The organism is Actinoplanes subtropicus (assembly GCF_000721705.1).
Taxonomy (GTDB): Bacteria; Actinomycetota; Actinomycetes; order Mycobacteriales; family Micromonosporaceae; genus Actinoplanes; species Actinoplanes subtropicus.
Genome location: NZ_JOJL01000042.1, coordinates 68,863 through 89,927 on the forward strand (window position 1 = coordinate 68,863; position 21,065 = coordinate 89,927).

Genomic DNA, 21,065 nt, shown 5'->3' on the forward strand with positions numbered 1-21,065 from the left:
CGTCAGCCGCGGTATTCCGGGAGGATCGTCGGCGGGATCGGCCCCTTGATCCGGCGGCCGCCCTGCGTCTCCTCCCACGCATGCGCCAGGATCCCGATGCTCCGGCTCAACGCGAACAGCCCCCGCGCCAGCGGCGGCTCGAACCCCAGCTCGCCATAGACGATCGCGGTCAGACAGTCGACGTTCATCGGTACCCTCGGCCCGAGCACCTCCTCCACCGCGAGCGCCGCCGCCAGGTGCCGCCCGGCCACGACCCCCTCGTCGACCGCCCGCCGCACCAGCGCGAGCATCGGCGCCCGCCGCGGATCGACCGGATGGAACCGGTGCCCGAACCCCGGGAAGTACCGCACCCGCGCGACCACCGAAGCGGCCGGCGCCCCGGCGACGATCTCATCCAGCAGGGACAGGCACTGCTGCCCGGCCCCGCCGTGCACGTCCCCGAGCGCATTGACCCCGTTCGCGATCGCGCTGTTCAACCCCACCCCGCAGGTCGCCGTCATCCGGGCGATCGCGATCGACGGCGCGTGCGGCCCGTGATCGGCCCCCGCGACCAGCGCCGCCTCCAGCAGCGCCGCCTGTCCGGCCGGCGCCGGCGCCCCGCGCAGCATCAGATAGATCAGCTCGGCCATCCCGATGTTCCCGATCAGCTCCTGGATGGGACGGCCGCGCAGCTCGATCACGCCCGGCTCGATCCGGCTCACCGAGGTGGCCCACCAGGCGGCGACCTCCGGCGCGGTCACGACCGCCACCGGGCCAGCAGCGCCGGCAGGTCGGCATTGTGCTGGCCGAGCGTCGGCGGCGGCGCCGGCGGCCGCAGCGGCTCGCCGTCGACCAGCACCCCGTTCCCGGTGACCCGGAAGTCGCCGAGCGCGGTCAGGAACCCCCGCCCGTCGAGTTGCGGCAGGTCGACCGCCTGCGGGACGGTCAGGATCCGCGCCGCCGGCACCCCCGCCGCCGAGAGCAGCAGCTCCCACTCCGCCGCCGGGCGCGTCCCGAGCGACTTGTTCAGCTCCCGGTTCAGCTCCGCCCGGAACTCCAGGCGCGCCTCCCGCTCGGCGAAGCGCGGGTCGTCCAGCAGATCGGGCCGCTCCAGCAGCTCGCACAGCGTCACGAACTGCTCCTGCCGGTTGGCCGCGATGTTCAGCGGGCCGTCCGCCGCCTCGAACGTCCCGGACGGCGCGGCGGTGGCGTTTTGATCACCCATCGGCTCGGGCGGGACGCCGCAGACCAGGTAGTTGGAGACCGGCCAGCCCATCGCGGAGATCGACGTCTCGAGCATGGACACGTCGAGGAAGCAACCCCGCCCGTCGCGCTGCCGGCCGTTCAGCGCGGCGACGATGGCCAGTGCCGCGGAGAGCCCGCCGACGGTGTCGCACACCGGGAAGCCGACTCGCAGGGGGGCGGTCTCCGGCGTACCGGTGATGCTCATCATGCCGGAAAGACCCTGAACCACCTGGTCGTACGCTGGGGCCTGGCTCAACGGGCCGCTCTGGCCGAAGCCACTGATCGCGCAGTAGACCAGCCCGGGGTTCAGCCGGTGCAGCACGTCCCAGCCGTACCCGAGGCGGTCAAGCACCCCGGCCCGGAAGTTCTCCAGCAGCACGTCGGCCGAGGACGCCAGCTGCTCGAAGGTCTGGCGGCCGGCGGACGACTTGAGGTCGAGCTCGACCGACTTCTTGCCGGCGTTCTGCGCGAGGAAGGAGGAGCCCATCCCGGCCCGGTTCCGGGCCGGGTCGGCGCCGAGCCGGCGCGCCAGGTCGCCGACGCCCGGCACCTCGACCTTGACCACCTCGGCGCCGAGCAGCATCAGCTGATAGCTGCAGTACGGGCCGGCCAGCACGTTGGTCAGGTCGAGGACCCGGACTCCGGAGAGCGGTCTCTGGTCCATGCGGGGTTCTCCCTCCAGCTGGAACGTACAGAGTCAGAACGAGGCGCCCAGGGGATGGTCGAAGCCGCGCTCGGCCATCCGGCCCGCCACCTCGGTCAGGTCCTTGACGAAGGTGTCGACCCGCTCGTCGGTGAAGCGCATGGTCGGCCCGCTGAGCGTGAGCGCGGCGACCACCGTGCCGGCGCGGCCGAGCACCGGCACGGCGACCGCGCTCAGCCCCTCCTCGCGCTCGCCGTGACTGACCGCGAAGCCCTGGTGGGTGGCCTCGTCGATCCACTCCTGCAGCCGGCGGACATGCTGTTCGCCGTACGGCGAGGACCTGGCGACCCGGGTCAGCAGCCCGGGGGTGGCGTTGCGCAGCAGCACCTTGGCCGAGGCGCCACCCCACATCGGCAGCTCGTCGCCGACGTGTACGACGTGCCGCAGCGGCTGCGGGCTCTCCTGCTGGGCGATGCAGACCCGGACGATGTCCCGGGCCACGTACACGTTGACCGTCTCGCGGTCCTTGGCGGCCAGGTCGCGCATCATCCGCTTGGTCTCCGGCGGCAGCTCCCAGCTGCTGCGGGCCAGATGCGCCCACCGCCACAGGCCCGGGCCGGCCATGTAGCCGCTGCTGGTGGCCCAGAGCAGGCCCATCTGTTCGAGGGTCTGGATCAGCCGGATCACCGTGGTCTTGGCCAGGCCGGTGGCGGCCACCACCTCCCGCACGGTGATCGACGGCCGCTCCTCGGTGAGCAGCGACAGGATGTCCAGCGCGCGCTGGACGCTGCGGACCCCAGTTGCCGAGCTGTCTTCCACGGTGCCCCTCTCACTCCGCCGGCCGGGCTGCCGGGCGGCACTGATTCTGCCGCTCACGAGCGCGGTTCATCGGACCGTAACTTTCTCGGCCCGCCCTATTGCGAGGAACCGGCGGTCGCCCGTACGTTACACCTAGTCCACACAGCGGTCCAGAAGCCCACCTTACGGTCCATCTAGCGGACCTGGGGAGGAAGAATGCTGCAAACGATCCTGAAATCGGCCGACGCGCCCGCCTTGCTCGGTGGTGTCTGGCTGACGGCGGGTCCGACGGCCGAGCGGATCGGTCCGTACACCGGGAGCGTCGTGAGTCGCGCCCGGGTCGCCGCCGACGGCGACGTGCCCACCGCGGTCCGGCATGCCCACGCGTACGCGAAACGGATGGCCCGCCTCGCGCCGGCCACCCGGGCCGGGATCCTGGCGGCCGCGTCCCGCCTGGCCGCCGAGCACCGGGCCGGGATCGCCCGGCTGATCGCCCTCGAACTCGGCAAGCCGGTCCGGGACGGGCTCGGCGAGATGGACCGGGTGGCCGACACGTTCGCGGTCTGCGCGGCCGAGGCCCGGCGGATCGGCGGCGACCTGCTGCCGGTGGCCGGCTGGGAGCGCGGCGTCGGCGACACGGCGCTCACCTACCGCGCGCCGGCCGGGATCGCGCTCGCGATCACGCCGTTCAACGCGCCGGCCAACCTGCTCGCGCACAAGCTCGGCGCCTCCTTCGCGGCCGGGAACACGACGCTGGTCAAGGCGCCGCCGCAGGCCCCCTCGGTCTCGGCGGCGGTGGTCGCGCTGCTGCTCGCGGCGGGCGCGCCGGTCGAGGCGGTGCAGTTGCTGCACGGCGGGGGCGAGGTGGGGGCGGCACTGTGCGCGGCGCCGGAAATTTCCGTCATCAGCTTCACCGGTAGCGCCGCCACGGGAGCGGCCGTGGCCCGGGCGGCCGGCGCGAAACGCCTGGTCCTGGAGTTGGGCGGCAATGCGGCCACGATCGTCTGCGAGGACGCCGACATCTCGGAAGCCGCCCAACTGAGCGCGCGCACCGGTTACAGCAATTCAGGCCAGAGTTGCATCTCGGTGCAGCGAATCTATGTTCACCGGTCGCGCTTCGAGGACTTCGTCCAAATATTTACGGATAAAGTGGCCGGGCTGACGGTTGGCGATCCGCTCGATCCCGCTACCGATGTCGGGTCGATGGTGGACGCGGAGGCGGCGGCGCGGGTGGCCGGCTGGGCTGCCGACGCCGCCGCCGCGGGCGCCACGATCACAACTGGCGGGCGAAACGACGGGGCGACCCTGCTGCCGACCGTGGTGGCCGATCCGCCGCCGGACGCGGCCGTGGTCACCCAGGAGGTCTTCGGGGCGCTGGTCGCGGTCCTGCCGTACGACGACTTCGACGACGTCATCGCCACCTGCAACGCCAGCCGCTACGGGCTGCAGGCCGGGATCTTCACCACCGACGTCCGCAAGATCCTCACCGCTTGGCGCGAGCTCGAGGTCGGCGGCCTGATCGTCAACGGCACCTCCAACTACCGGCTCGACCACGTGCCGTTCGGCGGGGTCAAGGACTCCGGCTTCGGCCGCGAGTCGCCGGGCTGCATGGTCGACGACTTCACGGTCGTCAAGACGCTGATCCTGCGAGGCATGTCCATCTGGGGGGAACAGTGACCGCCGCCGACAACCTGGTGCGCCAGCTCGAGGCGTACGGCGTCGAGCATGTCTTCGGCACCTGCGGGCACACCAACATCGCCCTGCTCGACGCGATCGGCCGCAGCTCGATCGAGTTCGTCATCGCCCGGCACGAGCAGACCGCCGCGCACGCCGCCGACGGGTACGCCCGCGCCACCGGGCGGCCGGGCGTGCTGCTGACGCACGTCGGCCCGGGGATGATGAACGCGGTCACCGGGGTGGCCACCGCGGCGCTCGACTCGGTGCCGCTGGTCGCGATCTCCGGCGACATTCCCTCCTACCTGTACGGGCGGCACCCGCACCAGGAGGTCAACCTGCACGCGGACGCCGACCAGACGGCGATCTACCGGCCGTTCGTGAAGCGGGCGTGGCACGTGCACCGGGCCGAGGACCTGGCCCGATTCGCCGAGCGCGCGTTCTGGACGGCCACCTCGGGGCGGCCGGGAGCGGTGCTGCTCAACGTGCCGATGGACGTGTTCTCCCGGGAGTTGCCCGGTGCGGTCGAGTACCCGCTTCCGGCGTACGCCGCGAAGGCAGGCCTGACCACGGCGGACGGTGAGCGGATCGCGGGTCTGCTGGCCGCGGCCGAGCGGCCGCTGATCTACCTCGGCGGCGGGCTCGGCGTCGAGGGGCGGCGGGCGCTGCGCGAACTGGCCGAGCATTTCGAGATCCCGGTGGCGCATTCGCTGATGGCGAAGGGCGCGCTGCCCGATGAGCACCCGCTGGTGCTGGGGATGACCGGGTTCTGGGGGCTCGAGATCACCAATGAGTACGCGCGGAAGGCCGATCTCGTGCTGGCGATCGCGACCCGGTTCGCGGAGACCGACGCGAGTTCCTGGAATCCGGCGTACACCTGGAGTTTTCCGCCCTCGAAGTTGATCCAGATCGACATCGATCCGGCGGAGATCGGCCGCAACTACCCCGTCGAGATGGGAGTGGTGGCCGACGCTTCGCTTGCCGTGGCGGCCATCCGTGACGCCTCGCTGTCCCACGGCAGGATCACCCGGCCGGACTTGCTGCGACAAATCGGAAATGCCCGGCAGGCGCTGTTCGCCGGCAGTGCTTCGCGGGGCAGAAGCGACAATTTCCCGCTGCGACCCGAGCGAATCCTGGCCGATGTGCGAGCCGCGCTGCCGGACGACGCCATCCTGGTCACCGACGTCGGATGGAACAAGAACGGCGTCGCGCAGTGCTATCCGCTGCCCGCCGCCGGGCGGTTCATCACCCCGGGCGGCGCGTCCACGATGGGCTTCGGCCCGGCCGCGGCGCTCGGCGTGCAGATCGCCGAGCCCGAACGGGTGGTCGTCGCGCTGATCGGCGACGGGGGGATGAGCGCTCAACTGCCGGCGGTGCCGATGGCGGTCGAGCGCGGCCTCCCGGTGATCTTCCTGGTGATGAACAACCGGGCCCACGGCACGATCTCCGACCTGCAGGCGAAGTTCTTCGGCCGCAGCTACGGCTGCGACTTCACCGATCCGCAGGGCCGGCCGTACAGCCCGGACTTCGCCGCGTACGGGCGGGCCTGTGGCGCCGACGGCTACCTGGTCGAGACCCCCGCGGGGCTCGGCGGGGCACTGCGAAAAGCGATCGAGAACCGCCGCCCGGCGGTGCTCGACGTGCCGATGGTCAACGAACCGGTGCCGACGCCCGGGCACTGGAACATCACGGACATCTACCAGGGCCGATTTTGAAGAAGACCCAGTTCGATAGATTGAGGTGAGACGCACGTGGCGCGAAACCGTCCCCTGTACGCCCTTGCCGTCCTGGCCCTCGTCCTGGCCGGCTGCAGCGCACCCGGATCCGATAAGAAGTCCTCCGGCAGCACCACCGGACCGATCAAAATCGCTCTCGTCGACGCCCAGAGCGGCCAGCTGAGCTCGCTCGGCGCCTGGGAGCTCAAGGGCGCGAAGCTGGCCGTGTCCGAGTGGAACGCCCAGGGCGGCATCAACGGCCGGCAGATCCAGCTCGACGTCTTCGACGACCAGGGCGACCCGACGACCGGCACCAACCTGGCCCGCAAGATCCAGAGCGAGGGCTACCTCGCGATGATCGGCACGGCGGAGAGCGCGGTGACCATCGCCATGGCGCCGACGCTCAAAACCGCTCAGATCCCGAACATCACCTCCGGCCAGTCGCCGGGGCTGGTCGCGGTCGGCAGCGAGTTCCTGTTCCTGAACGGGCCCACCTCGACGACCTACGACGAGACCCTGGCGAAATACGTCGTCGATCAGCAGGGCATCAAGAACATCGCGATGATCACCAACAACGGGTCGTACGGCAAGGGCGAGCACGACGCGTTCACCAAGGCACTCGCCAAGCGCAGCGTCACGCCGGTCGCCGATCAGGTGGTCACGACCGATCAGAAGGACTTCAGCGCGGCGCTCACCGCGATCCGGCAGAAGAGCCCGAAACTGATTTTCCTGGGCGCCGAGGAGGTGGAGTCGGGGCTCATCGTGAAGCAGGCGCGGGACCTGGGCATCACGGCGCCGTTCGCGGGCGGGGCGCCGCAGGGCACGCCGGTCTTCCTGAACACGGCCGGCGCGCAGAACGTCGAGGGCACGATCGTCAGCTCGCCGTATCTGAGCAACGACATCAGCCCGGCCTCGAAGAAGTTCGCGGACGCGTACAAGGCGGCCTACGGCGAGGACGCGGAACTGCACGGGGCGAAGGCGTACGACGGCGCGCAGATCATGCTGACCGCACTGAAGAACAGCAATGTCGCCACGGGGAAGGCATTGGCCGACGCCATCCGGGCGACCAAGTACCAGGGGCTGCTCGGCGACTTCGCGTACGACAACACGGGTGTCGGGATCTTCGCCACCTCGATCGGCAAGATTTCGAACGGAAAGCTCGTAGCGGCCACCAGCTAGTTGCTCGATGTGGATCCCGGCGCCCTTTCGCGGGCGCCGGGATCGCGGCCATCCGGGAGTGCCATGCAGGTCTTCTTTCAGACGATCGTCGGCGGGGTCAGCCTGGGCGCCATCTATGCCCTGGTCGCGCTCGGCTTCTCGCTCGTCTACCGCACGATGGGGCTGGTCAATTTCGCGCACGGCAACGTGGTCACCGTCGGCGCGTACCTGGCCTCCACCTTCTACCTGTCCGCGAAGTTGCCGTTTGCGATCGCGATGGTCGTGGCGATCGGGGTGACCGCCGTGATCGGTCTGGTGATCGAGCGGGTGCTGCGCCCGCTGGAGAACCGCGACTTCGACCTGATGCTGATCGGCACGATCGGGTTCGGGATCGTTCTCGACGCCTTGGTCATCATGATCTGGGGCGCCACCGGGCGGGCGGTGCCGTCGCCGGTGCCGGCCGCGCCGCTTTCGCTCTTCGGGCTGCGCATCCGGACGTACGACCTCGTGGTTCTCGCGATCGCGGCGATCGCGACCGTTCTGCTGGTGCTGTTCCTGTCCCGTACCAAGCGCGGGACGGCGATGCAGGCGGTCGCGATGGACCACGAGGCGGCCACCGCGGTCGGGATCCACGTCGGGCGATCGAACGCGATCGCTTTCGCCATCGGGGCCGGGCTCGCGGCGCTGGCCGGCGGCCTGGTCGGACCACTGCTGTACGTCAATCCCGCGCTCGGCGGCACGCTCGGCATCAAGGGCTTCGCGGCGGCGATCCTCGGCGGGTTCGGCAGCATCCCGGGAGCGATCGTCGGCGGTCTCGCGATCGGCGTCCTCGACTCGTTCGCGGCCGGGCACTTCCAGGGTTACTCCGAGTTGGTCACGTTCCTGGTCTTCACGGTCATCATCATGATCCGGCCGACCGGGGTGTTCGGCGAGCGGACGGTGAACCGCGCATGAGACCCCGTGTGAGACTCAGTTTGGGCTTCCTCTTTCTCCTCGCGGCCGGCCTGTGGTTCCTGCCGTACGGCTTGAGCTCGTACGCGATCCACGTCGCCAACGTGATCATCGTGTTCGCGGTGCTCGCCGTCGGCCTGGGACTGTGCATGGGCGTCGGTGGTCAGGTGAACCTGGCGCAGGTCGCGTTCTTCGGGGTCGGCGCCTATGCGACCGCGATCCTGACGACGCACGCCGGGCTCGGCTTCTGGCTGTCCGCGGCGATCGCGGTGGCGGCCACGGCGGCGACCGGCCTGCTGGTGGCCACACCCGCCCTCCGCGTCCAGTCGCACTACCTGGGGATCGTCACGCTCGGGCTGGCGCTCGCCTTCACCAACTGGGTCACGAACGCGCAGATCGCCGGGGGAGCGGAGGGCATCTCGAACATCCCGGTGCCCACGCTGCCGGGCGTGGACCTGTCCAGTGAGTACCTGTACTACTACCTCGAGCTGATCATTTTCGCGCTTGCGCTCGCGTTCGGTCTCTTCGTGGTGCGGACGGCGCTCGGCCGGCGGATGCGGGCGATGCGCGACGACGCGCTGGCGGCCGGGGCGCTCGGCGCGGACGTGCCGGTGCTGCGGATGACGGCGTTCCTGCTCGCGAGCGTTTATGGCGGAATCGGCGGGGTGCTCTACGCGGGGTTGATCCGCTACGTCGCGCCCGAGTCATTTTCGATCGCCAACATGTTCCTGCTGCTCGCGATGGTCATCATCGGGGGCCGGCAGAGTCTGGTCGGGTGCGTGGCCGGCGCGGTGGGTCTCTATCTCGTCCGCGAGTTGCTGGTCGACCACCCGACGTTCGCCCAGATGGGTTACGGCTCGGTGGTTGTGCTGGTGGTCGTTTTCGCGCCCACGGGCCTGGCCGGGTTGCCGCCGCGGATTCGACAGGCGATCGCCCGGCGGCGAGGTCGGGGTCGCGAGACGGCGGCCCAGCTCGCCGAGTTCCGTCCTTACCCAGATCTTTCGGAGATATCGCTCGAAGGCGGCGATCCCCTTCTCTCGATCGACGGCATCACGAAGCAGTTCCGTGGTCTCAAGGCGCTTGATGACGTGTCGCTGAGCGTGCCGGCCGGGCAGATCCGGGGCATCGTCGGGCCGAACGGGTCGGGCAAGACCACCCTGTTCAACGTGGTCAGTGGCCTCTACCGGCCGACCGCAGGACGGGTTCGGTTCGCGGGTGCCGACGTGACCAGCCGGCCGCCCTACCGACTCTCCCGGGCCGGGATGTCCCGTACCTTCCAGAACCTCCGGCTGTTCGGCGATCTGACCGTACGGGAGAACATTCTGGTCGCGCTCGATCGCAGCCGCACGCTGTCGAGCTGGCGTTATCTGATCGCCCCGCTCGCGATCGTGCGCCGCGACCGTGACCTGCGCCGCCGCGCCGACGAGGTGCTCGATCGATACGGACTGACCGCGTTCGCCGCTTTGCCGCCGGAATCGCTCCCGTACGGCACCCAGCGGCGGGTCGAGATCGCCCGGGCGGTCGCCTGCCGCCCGACGCTGCTCCTGCTGGACGAGCCCGCGGCCGGCCTCAACGGCGACGAGGTGCGCAAGCTCGGCGAGATGGTCCGATCGATCCGCGACACCGGCGTCACCGTCGTGCTCATCGAACACAACATGGGCCTGGTGATGAACCTCTGCGAGCGGATCACCGTGCTGGCCGGCGGCAAAGTGATCGCCGAGGGCACACCCGCCGCGGTCGCGGCCACGCCCGCCGTGATCGAGGCCTATCTCGGCGACTCGATGGACCTGCCTTCGGAGGTGACCTCGTGACCGCCTTGACCGTCGAGGGGCTGACCGTCCACTACGGCGGGGTCTGCGCCGTACGGGAACTCAGTCTGGAAGTTCCGCCCGGCGAGGCGGTCGGCGTGATCGGCGCGAACGGCGCCGGCAAGACCAGCACGCTCAAGGCCATCATGGGCCTGATCCCGCGCCGGGTCGCCGCGCTCCGCCTCGGCGACACCGACCTCACGACCGTGCCGGCGCGGGACATGGTCCGGCACGGCATCGGATACGTGCCGGAGGGCCGCCACGTCTTCGCCGGCCTCTCGGTCGAGAAGAACCTGCTCCTCGGTGCCTACGCGAAGCCGTGGAAGAAGGAGACCCGCGAGAACCTCACCCAGGTGTACGAGCTGTTCCCGGTCCTCGGCGAGATGCGTGAGCGGCTGGCGGGCGCGCTCTCCGGCGGCCAGCAGCAGATGCTGGCGATCGGTCGCGCGCTGATGTGCAAGCCGCGGCTGCTGTTGCTGGACGAGCCGTCGATGGGCCTCTCCCCGAAACTGGTCGAGGACATCCTGGCGGTGCTGCGGCGCCTGCGGGCGGACGGCCTGTCGATGCTCCTGGTCGAGCAGAACGCGAAACTCACCTTCGAAGCGACCAGCACCTGCCTGGTGGTCGAAAATGGTTCGGCCGCGATGACCGGCACCTCCGACAAGCTCCGCCACGATCCCCGGGTCCGGCAGATCTACCTGGGTCTGTGACCGGTCGCCGCCCCGGAGCGAGCGTCCCGGGGCGGCGAGAACAGAACGCCTCAACGGCAGAACGGCTGCATGCCCATCGCCGACTCGATCCCGCCGACGAGCAGGCTGCGGTAGTCGGCCGCGCCCGGGAACGTCGTGTTGCCCGGATCGAACAGCGCCGCGTCGTGCCCGAGCGTGGTCAGCCAGGCCCGGCCGCCGTCGTAGTACTGGCACCACGCGACCGGGTGCAGGTCGCCGTGCCCCGGGTGACCCATGCTGCCCTTGACCCCGCGGGCGAGGGTCGATTCGTCCACAGTGGCCAGTACGCGCACCCGCGAGGGGAACGGCACGAGGTTGTACCACTCGTCCTCGAAGCCCCACCGGGACGGCAGCCCCAGCGTCGAGGCGTCGCGCCGGTCCACGACCTGCACCGTGCCGGTCTGCTCGGGGCCGTGGTCGTAGTAGTTCGCCCCGCCGAGCAGCCCCTCGTACCAGGGCCAGTTGTACTCCGTACCGAAGGCGTTGTGTGCTCCCACGAAGCCGCCACCGCCGCGGATGTACTGCCGCAGCGCGGTCTGCGCGGCGTCGTCGAGCGCGTCCCGCGAGGTGCTGAAGAAGACCACCGCGTTGTACCGGAACAGCTGGTTCGGGGTCGCGATCTGGGCCAGGTCCTCGGTCCAGTCGACGGCGAAGCCGTTCGCCTTGCCGAGCGCGATGATGCCGTTCTGCACGACGTTCGCCGCGGTGAGCGGTGGGTTCAGCCCGGCGGCCAGCGCGGGCCCGAGATTCGCGTGCCGCGGGCCCGCCGTACGCGTGAACAGCAGCATCTTGTAGCCGGTGACGGCCGGGTGGAAGTTGCCCCAGTCGTGGTAGCAGCGCGGGTCGACGCCCCGGCAGACGCCGTAGTCGGGGTCGCCGAGCTGCTGCGCGCCGTGGTCGGTGCCCGGGTGGCCGGCCGCCGCCGGCGTGAGCCCGCGGGCGATCAGAACGGCGGAGAGGGAGAGGAGGACGGCGAGCGCCGCGGCGAGCGGAACGAGGCGGCGCCGCAGGGATGCGGTCATGAAGGACTCCGATCAGGCGTACCACTAGGCGGACCGATCGATCCATTTACTGCTCGCTCACCGTAGGCCCGCCCGCGACCGGCGGGCAACCATGGATTCGCATGCAGCTCTTGTTTCGAACCGATGAACCGACTTATGGTTCGTCCATCCAGCGGAGCAATGGGTCCACCTAGCGGACCAAGGAGTGAGCATGGACAGACGTAAGTTCCTCGCCGCGGCCGGGGCCGGCGCGGCGACCGCGATGGCCCCGGCCGCTCCCGCCCTGGCCGGCGAGCCGCCGAAGGCCGTGCCGGCGCCGCCGCAACCCGCCGCCTTCCGCCCGCCCGGCCGCGACTTCCCCAAGGTCTGCGGCGACCTCGGCAACCAGAACCACTCGCCGCTCGACCAGATCTCCCGCCGCACCGTCGGCCGCCTCGGCGGCGCCTGGCACCTCAACCTCGAGGGCGGCAGCACCGAGCAACCCCAGCAGAGCACCGCCGTCGTCCAGAACGGCGTCCTCTACGTGCAGACCAGCCAGCAGAACGTCTTCGCCGTGGACGGCGGCACCGGCGCCGTCAAGTGGAAGACCAACGTCGGCGCCAAGCCCACCAACATGCGCGGGGTGGCGCTCGGTGAGGGAAAGGTGTTCTCCACTTCAGGATCGAACATTGTGTACGGGCTGGACCAGCGCACCGGCGCGGTGGTCTGGCAGAAACAGCTCATCACCGCGGACGAGGGCGGCGCGGACAGCGGCTGCGACCCGACCAACGGCCAGTGCGGCGGGCTCACCGGCACCCTGGCCGGCGCGGTGGTCTACCACGACGGCCTGATCTACGTCGGCATGGAGGGCAGCACCGGCGGGGCGCGCGGCCGGGCGTACGCGCTGAAGGCCGCCAGCGGCGAGATCGCCTGGACCTTCTGGTCCGCGCCCGGGACGGGCCAGTTCGGCAACGACACCTGGGCCGGCGACTCCTGGAAGACCGGCGGCGCGGTCCCGTGGATCCACCCCGCGATCGACCCCACCCTCGGGCTCGTCTACTGGACGTTCAGCGGGCCCTACCCGCGCACCGACGGGTCGTCGCGGGCCGGCGACAACCTGTTCGCCAACTCGATCGTGGCGCTCGACGCGAAAACGGGAGAGCGGCGCTGGCACTTTCAATCCGTGCACCACGACATCTGGGACCTGGACAACGTCATGGCGCCGCTGCTGCTCGACCTGCGGATCGACGGCAAACTGCGCAAGGTCGTCGTCTACGGCAGCAAGGTCGGCATGTATTACATCCTCGACCGTCGCACGGGGGAAGCCATTCACGGCATAGAAGAAAGGCCGGTCCCGCAGGATGTACGGCAGTTGACCGCGCCGACCCAGCCGTTCCCGGGCGGCGAGCCGTTCTGCCCGCAGGAGCCGCGATTCGACAACGCGACCCGGCCGGTGCCGTTCTACGAATGGGGCGGGCTCTACACGCCGCACTGGGACCGGGCGACCGTCATCTTCCCGGGCGCGGGCGGTGGCGGCGACTGGATGCAGCAGTCGTTCAGCCCGTACACGGGATGGATCTATGTGGGTTACGGCCTGATCAACTCGGGCTATTCGAACGCCCGGGGCGGCCGGGTCAACACGTCGCGCCCGCTCGGCGAATACTTCGCGGGCGGCATCGCGGCCGTCGACCCGCGCACCAACAAACCGGTTTGGAACAAGGACGGGGAATGGTCGCTCGCGCACGGCAACGGCATTCTCACCACCGCCGGGCGGATCATGTTCCAGGGCGGCCCGGACGGCCTGCTGCACGCGATGAACGACGAGACCGGCGAGGTGCTCTGGAGCTTTCAGACCGGGGCCGGCGTGCACACCAGCCCGATCGCGTACGAGATCGACGGCGTCCAGTACATCGCGGTTCTCGCCGGCGGAAACGGCCTGCCCTACCCCGACATCCCGCGCGGCGACCATTTGTGGGCCTTCAAGCTGGGCGGAACGGTCGCGCCGGCACCCACGCCGACGCCGCCGGCCAAGCGCAACGACATCCGGGCCGCCGCGGTCACCGGGGTGACGACCGTGACGCTCGGCCGGGTCTGGAGCAACGGCGCGCCGGGCGCGACCGAGAACCTGGTGGCGCAGAATGCGATGGCGCCGCAGCACCTGCGCGTTCCGGCCGGCACCACGGTCACCTTCGTGAACCCGGCGTCGAACGCGAGCGCGCACGCGGCCGTGGCGTTCTTCGACAACGAGTTCGACACCGGCGTCCTGATGCCCGGCCAGTCGGCGACGCACGTTTTCGCGACGCCCGGAACGTACTTCTACAACGACGCGATCTACCCGCAGAACACCGGAAAGATCGTCGTCTACTGAGCGAGCATCCACATCCGTGGTTTTTGCCACCGGGCCGCGCCGAAACGCGAACCTCGCCCGCCCGTCCAGGGTGCCGTTCCCGTCCGTAGTGATGGACGAGGGCGCTACCTGCGTGGGAGGGGTTGCGATGCCAGGCGACGAGGTCGATGACAGAGCCGGAACAGTGGACGAACCCGTGACAGAGGGTGAGACGCGGTCGAGGGAGGACAGGACGGCGGGCGGTACGGGCGGCCCGGCGGTGGAATGGCTGGCCCGGCGGTTGAACAGCACCGCCGAGCCGTCGACCGAGCCTGCCGGGTCGGCCGAGCCTGCTGGGCGGGGCGGGCCAGCCGGGCCGGCCGAGCCTGCCGGGCCGGGCGAGTCAGCCGGGCGGGGCGGGCCAGCCGGGCCGGGCGAGTCAGCCGGGCGGGGCGGGCCAGCCGGGCCGGGCGAGTCAGCCGGGCCGGGCGAGTCAGCCGGGCCGGGCGAGTCAGCCGGGCCGGGCGAGTCAGCCGGGCCGGTGGACGAGGCGGCCGAGCCGTTGGTCGAGCTGGCCGAGGAGCGGCGGGCCGGGTCGGAGTCGAATGCCCGGCACGCCGCCCCGACCTGGCCCGACGAGGCGGACGACCTGGACGAACCCACCCAGGGATGGCCCGCTCCGCCGATCGGGGAAGAGGCCGAGGGGACACTCGACGGGGAGCGGGCTGTTCAGCGGGTTGGCGAGTGGACAGAGGACGGGACGGTTCTCGCCGGGGAGTGGTCGAATCCGGAGGCCGGCGACTGGGCGGATGACGACACCGTTCCCACCGGGGAGTGGCCGGCCACGGCGGTTGAGGACGGGGCGGAGGAGTGGCCCGCTCGGGACGGCGATGACTGGGCACATGAGGAGACCGATCCCACCGGGCTGGCATTGGTCTACGGGCCGGCCATGGACCCGTACGTGGACGATGCCGAGGATGTGTTGCCGGGGTGGGAGGCGCCGGCCGTGGACAGGCACGCGGCCGGGGGCAGGCGGCGGATTTTTGTCGTGGCGGTGGTGTTCCTGGGGCTGGCCGGCCTGATCGGCGCGATCCTGCTGCTCGGGTGGGACCGGGGCGGGGTCGAGCAGGCGGCCGGGCGGCAGAGCGGCGGCGCGGCCGGCGACCAGGGCGGCGGCCAGGGCGAGCAGGGTGCCTCGGGCGGCAGCCAGGGCGAGCCGGGTGCGCAGGACGGCAGCCCGGTCAGCGCGCCGGTGGGCGGGCGGAGCTCGGCGACCTTCGAGCTGGTGGACGGGGCCGCCGCCGTGCAGGTGCGGGCCGGTGACCTGGGCGACGACCTCTACCGGATATCCACTCCGGCGGGGAGCGGCGTCACGCCGAAGATCGTGGACGAGGGCGGGTCGCTACGGGTCTTCCTGCCGGCCGGGACGCACGGTGGCGCCACGGCGGTGGACATCCAGCTCAGCACGGCGGTGCGCTGGACCGTACGGCTGCACGGTGGCACGAACAGCACCCAGATCGATCTGAACGGTGCACAGGTGGACGCGGTCGACCTCGAGGGCGGCGCGAACCGGATCGATTTGGCGCTGCCGGAGCCGAAGGCGGTGACGGTCGTGCGGATGAGTGGCGGGGTCGATCAGTTCTTCGTGCGGCTGGCCGGCGGGACGCCGGTGCGGGTGCGGGTGCAGGACGGCGCGGGCCGGGTCACTCTGGCGGGTGACACCCAGACGGGGATCGCGCCGGGCCGGGAATTCACGGCGTTCGGGTGGACCCCGGGCGGCACCGGGGTGGACCTCACGGCGGCGGCTGGAATGTCGGGTTTGACGGTCAGCCTGGGGTGAACTTCCGCGCACCTGCGTACTTGTTCGGGCCTGTGGGCGGCAGAAAGATCGAGCCCAGTTGATCGCTGACGAGGGTGAGATCGATGAGCGTAGCAACGACGTCGGCGGTGGTTCCGGCCGATCCGGCCGGGGCGGCCACGCCGGGTGAGTTCGCCCGGCGGCTGCGGGCGCTGATGGTGGCTCGCCGCCGCTCCTTGGACAGTGTGGCACGGCGCAGCAAGGACGCGGGGACTCCGATCTCCCGAGCCACGGTCCACAATCTGATCACCGGGGGGAGCACGCCGCGCCGCGAGACGCTGCTCGGCTTCCTGCGCGGCTGCGGGGTGCCGCCCCGCGAGCAGATCCGGTGGCTGACCAAGCTGGACGAGGTCTACCCCGAGTCCTGCCGCGGCATCGCGCCGCGCAAGGCGCCCGAGCGGCGACTCAGCGCCTGAGACGTGCGAGGGCGTCACCCCAACGGCGCCCCGCACCACCCGCCCCGCACCGGCAACGGGGCGACGTTTCGACCGCGAATCCGATCGGTTCTGCTTCCGGCGTACGCAATCGGATCGGGTTTGTTGCTTGATGAGGCCGCCCACCGTGGCCGGGAGCTCGGCGAGGCCGGCCAGAGTCTGACCGAACGCACCCGGGCCGGGATCGGATCGCCGCGGCGCTCAGTTCGGAGAGGTTCCGCTGATGGGTCTCGCCGCGGCGGCGGCCTCCAACGTGTCCCGGAAGGCGCGCGCGGCCGGCGACGCCGACCCGGCCGTCCGCTGGGCCGTGAAGATCGTGCGCCGGGGGAGTCCGGGCAGGTCGAGCAGGCGGCAGGAGGTCTCCCGGCCGGCCCACATGATGTCCGGGATCAGTGCCACCGCGTTGCCGGACTCGACCAGCCGGATGTGGGCCTGCAGGTCGGCGGTCTCGTAGCGGACGTCGGGTTCGAAGCCGGCGGTCCGGCACATCTGCTCGGCGAAGTGGCGGGACGCGGCGCCGCGCGGCTCCATCACCCACGGCATCATCCGGGAGTCGTCCAGCGAGTCGACCGGGTGCAGTGCGATCGTGGCGGCGGGCAGGGCGAGCCGGATCGCATCGTCGGTGAGCGGTCGCCGGTCGAGCCCGGGATGGTGTGGCGCGGCGTGTGCCGGGTACTGCTCGGCAATGACCATGTCGAAGTCGCGGGCCCAGGTCTCGCGCAGCGCCTCCTCGGGTTCGCGCTGCACCATCTCGACCCGGACGTCCGGATAGCGCTCCGCCATGGCGCGCAGCGTGGCCGGCATCAGCGCGAGGGCGGCGGACTGGAAAACCGCGATCCGCACCCGGCCACTGACCCTGGTCAGCGACGCTTGGAGGGCGGCCTCGGCGCGCTCCAGCGTGTCCAGCACCGCGGCCGCCGACTCGACCAGCACCTCGGCCTGCGGGGTCAGCTGGACGCGCCGGCCGGCCTTGCGCAGCAGGGTCATGCCGGTCTCCTTCTCGAGCAGGCTGAGCTGCTGGGACACCGCAGACGGAGAGAAGTTGAGCGCTTCGGCGACCGCCGCGAGCGTGCCGCGGATCGCGAGCTCGCGCAGGAGCACCAAACGACGGATTTCGAGCATGTCCTGTCTCACCCTTCGGGCCACCCGTAAGCAGAACTGAAGAGTACTCGTCACAAACCATCGCTTTTCCTTAACCGGACACGGACGGACACTGTGGCAATGACCGATCTCGCGATGCCCGCCGACACCGACCTCGCCCAGGAGGCGGTCGCCCTCGTCCGCCGCTGGCTGCACGAGGCCGCCGCCGTCCAGGTGGACGGCTCGGCCGCGCAGCTCGCCGGGCTGCTGCGCGACCCCAAGGGACTGTCGTTCGCGGTCGGTTTCGTCGACGGCGTGGTCCGCCCGGAGGACCTGAAGGTCAGCGCCCGTACGCTTGCCGCGCTCGCCCCCGACGTGCCGCGCTTCCTGCCGGCCCCGCTGCGGGCCGCCGTGCGCGTCGGTGGCCGGATGGCGCCGATGATGCCCGGCGTGGTCGTGCCGATCGCCCGCCGCGTCCTGCGCCACATGGTCGGTCACCTGGTCGTCGACGCGACCGACGCGCGCCTGGGCAAGGCGATCGCCCGGATCCGCCGCCGCGACGTGCGGCTCAACGTGAACCTGCTCGGCGAGGCGGTGCTCGGTCGCGGCGAGGCGGACCGCCGGCTGCGGGAGACCGAGCGCTTGCTCGGCCGCGACGACGTCGACTACGTGTCGATCAAGGTGTCGGCCGCGGTCGAGCCGCACAACCCGTGGGCCTTCGACGAGGCGGTCGACGACATCGTCGAGCGGTTGACGCCGCTGTTCCGGCAGGCGGCTCGTTCTCCGCACCAGAAGTTCGTCAACCTCGACATGGAGGAGTACAAGGACCTCGACCTCACCATCGCGGTCTTCACCCGGCTCCTGGACATGCCGGAACTGCTCGGCCTCGAGGCCGGCATCGTGCTCCAGGCGTACCTGCCGGACGCGCTCGCCGCGATGATCCGGCTGCAGGAGTGGGCGGCCCGCCGGCGGGCCCGCGGCGGCGCCGGCATCAAGGTGCGCCTGGTCAAGGGCGCCAACCTGCCGATGGAGCGGGTCGAGGCCGACGTGCACGGCTGGCCGCTGGCGACCTGGGAGAGCAAGCAGGCCACCGACACCAACTACAAGCGGGTCCTCGACTACGCGCTGCACCCTTCGCGGATCGAGAATGTGCGGCTCGGCGTGGCCGGGCACAACCTGTTCGACATCGCGTACGCCTGGCTGCTGGCCGGCCGCCGCGAGGTGCGGCCCGGCGTCGAGTTCGAGATGCTGCTCGGCATGGCCGAGGGCCAGGCCGAGGTGGTCCGGCGCGAGGTGGGCGGGTTGTTGCTCTACACGCCGGTGGTACGCCCGGAGCAGTTCGACGTGGCGATCGCCTACCTGATCCGCCGCCTCGAGGAGGGCGCCAGCCAGGACAACTTCATGTCCGCGGTCTTCGAGCTCGACTCGGACGAGGGGCTGTTCGCGCGCGAACGCGAGCGTTTCCTGGCCTCGCTGCGCGACCTGGACGACGCGGTGCCCGCCGCCCGCCGGGTGATCGATCGGTTCGCGGCGGTCCCCGAGCCCCGCCCGGGCCACTTCGAGAACACGCCGGACACCGACCCGTCCGTCGCCGCCAACCGCGCCTGGGTCCGCGACGTGCTCACCCGTGCACCGGGGTCGACGCTCGGGATCGCCGCGATCGAATCCGCCCGGATCGACGACCCGGCCCGGCTCGATCAGATCATGCACCAGGCCGCGGACGCCGCGGAGGCGTGGCACAAGATGAGCGGTTCCGATCGGGCCGCCGTCCTGCACCGGGCCGGCGAGGCGATCGAGGCCCGGCGCGCCGAACTGATCGAGGTGATGGCCGCCGAGACCGGCAAGACCGCCGACCAGGCCGATCCCGAGGTGTCGGAGGCGGCCGACTTCGCCCACTACTACGCCGAACTGGCCGCCGGCCTCGACCGGGTCGACGGCGCCACCCCGGTCCCGGTGCGGCTCACGCTGGTCACCCCGCCGTGGAACTTCCCGGTCGCGATCCCGGCCGGCTCGATGCTCGCCGCGCTGGCCGCCGGCTCGGCCGTGGTGGTCAAGCCGGCCGGGCCGGCCGAGCGGTGCGGGGCGCTGCTCGCCGACATCATCGGCCGGGTCCTGCCCGACCCGCGGCTCCTCACCCTGGTCCAGGTCGACGAGCAGGGGCTCGGCCGGGAACTGATCAGCCACCCGTTGGTCGACCGGGTCATCCTCACCGGCGCGTACGAGACGGCCGAGCTGTTCCGATCGTTCCGGCCGGACCTGCCGCTGCTCGCCGAGACCAGCGGCAAGAACGCCATCATCGTGACCCCGAGCGCCGACCTCGACCTGGCCGTGAAGGACGTGGTCGGGTCCGCGTTCGGGCACGCCGGTCAGAAGTGCTCGGCCGCGTCGCTGGTGGTGCTGGCCGGATCGGTGGCCCGGTCCGATCGGTTCCGCAACCAGCTGCTCGACGCCGCGTCGTCGCTGACCGTCGGCTATCCGGCCGACGCGCGCACCCAGGTCGGCCCGGTGATCGAGCCGGCGAGCGGGAAGCTGCTCAGCGGCCTCACCACGCTGGCGCCGGGGGAGAGGTGGCTGCTCGAGCCGCGGAAGCTGGACGACGAGGGCCGGCTGTGGACGCCGGGCATCCGGGACGGGGTGCGGCGCGGGTCGGCGTACCACCGGACGGAGTACTTCGGGCCGATCCTCGGCCTCATGACGGCGGCCTCGCTGGACGAGGCGATCGATCTGGTCAACGAGGTCGACTACGGGCTGACCTCGGGGCTGCACTCGCTGGACCCGGCCGAGGTGCGTCGCTGGATCGATCGGGTGCAGGCCGGGAACCTGTACGTGAACCGGGGGATCACCGGGGCGATCGTGCGGCGGCAGCCGTTCGGTGGCTGGAAGCGGTCGGCGGTCGGGCCGGGCACCAAGGCCGGTGGGCCGAACTACCTGGCCGGTCTGACCGGCTGGGAGCCGGCGCGAGCGACCGTGATCGCGACGATCGATTCCGACCGGGTGCGATCGCTTCTCGCGGCGGCGCGGCCGGTGCTCGACGAATCGGAAATGGCCGGCATCGAGCGGGCGGCGGGCTCCGACGCGAGCGCCTGGGCGGGACACTTCGGGCAGTCGGACGTCTCGGGCCTGTGGGCGGAGCGGAACGTGCTGCGGTACGTGGCCCAGCCGGTCGAGATCCGGCTCGCGGCCGGCGCGCCGGTGGCCGGCTTGGTGCGGGTGCTGGCCGCCGGCGTCCTGGCGGGATCGAAGATGCGCGTTTCGGTCGGCACGGCCTTGCCGGCGACGCTGGCCGCCGCGATCCCGGCCGAGATCCGGGTGGAGGACGACAGGACCTGGGCGGCCGGGCTACGGTCCGGCCGGGTGCGGCTGATCGGCGGCTCGAGCGTGATCCCGGCCGACCCCGACGTGGCCGTGTGGTCGGGACCGGTCACCGAGGCCGGCCGGATCGAGTTGCTGCCGTTCCTGCACGAACAGGCGATCAGCATCACCGCCCACCGCTTCGGCAACCCCGACCGCCTGGCCTCCTCGGTGCTCTGAGGCTCCGCGGCCAAAGCGCCCGCGCGGGCGAACGGTCGCGCGAACAAGCGCGCGCGGCCAAAGCGCCTGCGCGGGCGAACGGTCGCGCGAACAAGCGCGCGCGGCCAAAGCGCCTGCGCGGGCGAACGGTCGCGTGAGGGAAACGGTCGCGCGGGTG

At 71.3% G+C, this 21,065-nt stretch carries 15 protein-coding genes; 10 read left to right on the top strand and 5 right to left on the bottom strand.

All coding sequences use genetic code 11. From position 1 onward, the window contains the following. Window positions 1-2: 2 nt before the first annotated feature. Genes IH26_RS0143585 through IH26_RS0143595 form a run of 3 tightly spaced genes read right to left on the bottom strand, consistent with a single transcriptional unit; the run spans window position 3 to window position 2,686 of the window. Window positions 3-740, bottom strand: coding sequence for a citryl-CoA lyase (locus IH26_RS0143585; RefSeq protein WP_030442185.1), 738 nt, complete (start codon window positions 738-740; stop codon window positions 3-5). Further along, window positions 737-1,888, bottom strand: a complete 1,152-nt coding sequence (locus IH26_RS0143590) for a CaiB/BaiF CoA transferase family protein (RefSeq protein ID WP_030442186.1) — start codon at window positions 1,886-1,888, stop codon at window positions 737-739. Before IH26_RS0143590 ends, IH26_RS0143585 begins: the two co-directional genes overlap by 4 nt. A gap of 33 nt (window positions 1,889-1,921) precedes the next feature. Next, window positions 1,922-2,686 (bottom strand): IclR family transcriptional regulator, encoded by a 765-nt coding sequence (locus IH26_RS0143595; RefSeq protein WP_030442187.1) that lies wholly within the window; start codon window positions 2,684-2,686, stop codon window positions 1,922-1,924. Window positions 2,687-2,881: 195 nt separating this feature from the next. Here IH26_RS0143595 and IH26_RS0143600 point away from each other — a divergent pair, with 195 nt between their 5' ends. The 6 genes from IH26_RS0143600 to IH26_RS0143625 all read left to right on the top strand — a co-directional run bounded on the left by IH26_RS0143600 (window position 2,882) and on the right by IH26_RS0143625 (window position 10,681). Beyond that, entirely contained in the window at window positions 2,882-4,342 is a 1,461-nt protein-coding gene (locus tag IH26_RS0143600) for an aldehyde dehydrogenase family protein (RefSeq protein WP_030442188.1), read from the top strand. Beyond that, on the top strand, window positions 4,339-6,054 hold the full coding sequence (locus IH26_RS0143605; RefSeq protein WP_030442189.1) for a thiamine pyrophosphate-binding protein: 1,716 nt from the start codon (window positions 4,339-4,341) through the stop codon (window positions 6,052-6,054). Before IH26_RS0143600 ends, IH26_RS0143605 begins: the two co-directional genes overlap by 4 nt. A 36-nt stretch (window positions 6,055-6,090) precedes the next feature. After that, window positions 6,091-7,233, top strand: coding sequence for an ABC transporter substrate-binding protein (locus tag IH26_RS0143610; protein ID WP_030442190.1), 1,143 nt, complete (start codon window positions 6,091-6,093; stop codon window positions 7,231-7,233). Window positions 7,234-7,296: 63 nt separating this feature from the next. Then, window positions 7,297-8,166 (top strand): branched-chain amino acid ABC transporter permease, encoded by an 870-nt coding sequence (locus IH26_RS0143615; RefSeq protein WP_030442191.1) that lies wholly within the window; start codon window positions 7,297-7,299, stop codon window positions 8,164-8,166. Between the two features lie 8 nt (window positions 8,167-8,174). Then, window positions 8,175-9,974 (top strand): branched-chain amino acid ABC transporter ATP-binding protein/permease, encoded by a 1,800-nt coding sequence (locus IH26_RS0143620; protein WP_169789906.1) that lies wholly within the window; start codon window positions 8,175-8,177, stop codon window positions 9,972-9,974. Continuing rightward, the gene (locus IH26_RS0143625) at window positions 9,971-10,681 is read left to right on the top strand and encodes an ABC transporter ATP-binding protein (protein WP_030442192.1); all 711 of its coding nucleotides are present in this window, start codon (window positions 9,971-9,973) and stop codon (window positions 10,679-10,681) included. Before IH26_RS0143620 ends, IH26_RS0143625 begins: the two co-directional genes overlap by 4 nt. A gap of 50 nt (window positions 10,682-10,731) precedes the next feature. Here IH26_RS0143625 and IH26_RS0143630 read toward each other — a convergent pair whose 3' ends face one another. After that, a complete protein-coding gene (locus tag IH26_RS0143630) occupies window positions 10,732-11,721 on the bottom strand; it encodes a ThuA domain-containing protein (protein WP_030442193.1) in 990 nt (329 codons plus the stop codon). A 190-nt stretch (window positions 11,722-11,911) separates the two neighbouring features. Between IH26_RS0143630 and IH26_RS0143635 the strand changes: the two genes are divergently transcribed. The 3 genes from IH26_RS0143635 (at window position 11,912) to IH26_RS0143645 (ending at window position 16,279) form a co-directional block, all read left to right on the top strand. Next, complete coding sequence (locus IH26_RS0143635) at window positions 11,912-14,047, top strand: outer membrane protein assembly factor BamB family protein (protein WP_051809597.1); 2,136 nt, start codon at window positions 11,912-11,914, stop codon at window positions 14,045-14,047. A gap of 499 nt (window positions 14,048-14,546) precedes the next feature. Further along, window positions 14,547-15,845 (top strand): hypothetical protein, encoded by a 1,299-nt coding sequence (locus IH26_RS56675; protein WP_051809599.1) that lies wholly within the window; start codon window positions 14,547-14,549, stop codon window positions 15,843-15,845. Between the two features lie 83 nt (window positions 15,846-15,928). After that, the gene (locus IH26_RS0143645; protein WP_030442196.1) at window positions 15,929-16,279 is read left to right on the top strand and encodes a helix-turn-helix domain-containing protein; all 351 of its coding nucleotides are present in this window, start codon (window positions 15,929-15,931) and stop codon (window positions 16,277-16,279) included. A gap of 219 nt (window positions 16,280-16,498) precedes the next feature. Here IH26_RS0143645 and IH26_RS0143650 read toward each other — a convergent pair whose 3' ends face one another. Next, on the bottom strand, window positions 16,499-17,419 hold the full coding sequence (locus IH26_RS0143650; protein ID WP_030442197.1) for a LysR family transcriptional regulator: 921 nt from the start codon (window positions 17,417-17,419) through the stop codon (window positions 16,499-16,501). A gap of 99 nt (window positions 17,420-17,518) precedes the next feature. Between IH26_RS0143650 and IH26_RS0143655 the strand changes: the two genes are divergently transcribed. Next, entirely contained in the window at window positions 17,519-20,908 is a 3,390-nt protein-coding gene (locus tag IH26_RS0143655; protein WP_030442198.1) for a bifunctional proline dehydrogenase/L-glutamate gamma-semialdehyde dehydrogenase, read from the top strand. The last annotated feature ends 157 nt before the right edge of the window (window positions 20,909-21,065 follow it).

Bases quoted from the DNA above. Each gene is read 5' to 3' on its own strand.
- IH26_RS0143655 (WP_030442198.1), top strand. From the start codon at position 17,519: ATGACCGATCTCGCGATGCCCGCCGACACCGACCTCGCCCAGGAGGCG.
- IH26_RS0143630 (WP_030442193.1), bottom strand. From the start codon at position 11,721: ATGACCGCATCCCTGCGGCGCCGCCTCGTTCCGCTCGCCGCGGCGCTC.
- IH26_RS0143635 (WP_051809597.1), top strand. From the start codon at position 11,912: ATGGACAGACGTAAGTTCCTCGCCGCGGCCGGGGCCGGCGCGGCGACC.
- IH26_RS0143615 (WP_030442191.1), top strand. From the start codon at position 7,297: ATGCAGGTCTTCTTTCAGACGATCGTCGGCGGGGTCAGCCTGGGCGCC.
- IH26_RS0143600 (WP_030442188.1), top strand. From the start codon at position 2,882: ATGCTGCAAACGATCCTGAAATCGGCCGACGCGCCCGCCTTGCTCGGT.
- IH26_RS0143645 (WP_030442196.1), top strand. From the start codon at position 15,929: ATGAGCGTAGCAACGACGTCGGCGGTGGTTCCGGCCGATCCGGCCGGG.
- IH26_RS0143590 (WP_030442186.1), bottom strand. From the start codon at position 1,888: ATGGACCAGAGACCGCTCTCCGGAGTCCGGGTCCTCGACCTGACCAAC.
- IH26_RS0143650 (WP_030442197.1), bottom strand. From the start codon at position 17,419: ATGCTCGAAATCCGTCGTTTGGTGCTCCTGCGCGAGCTCGCGATCCGC.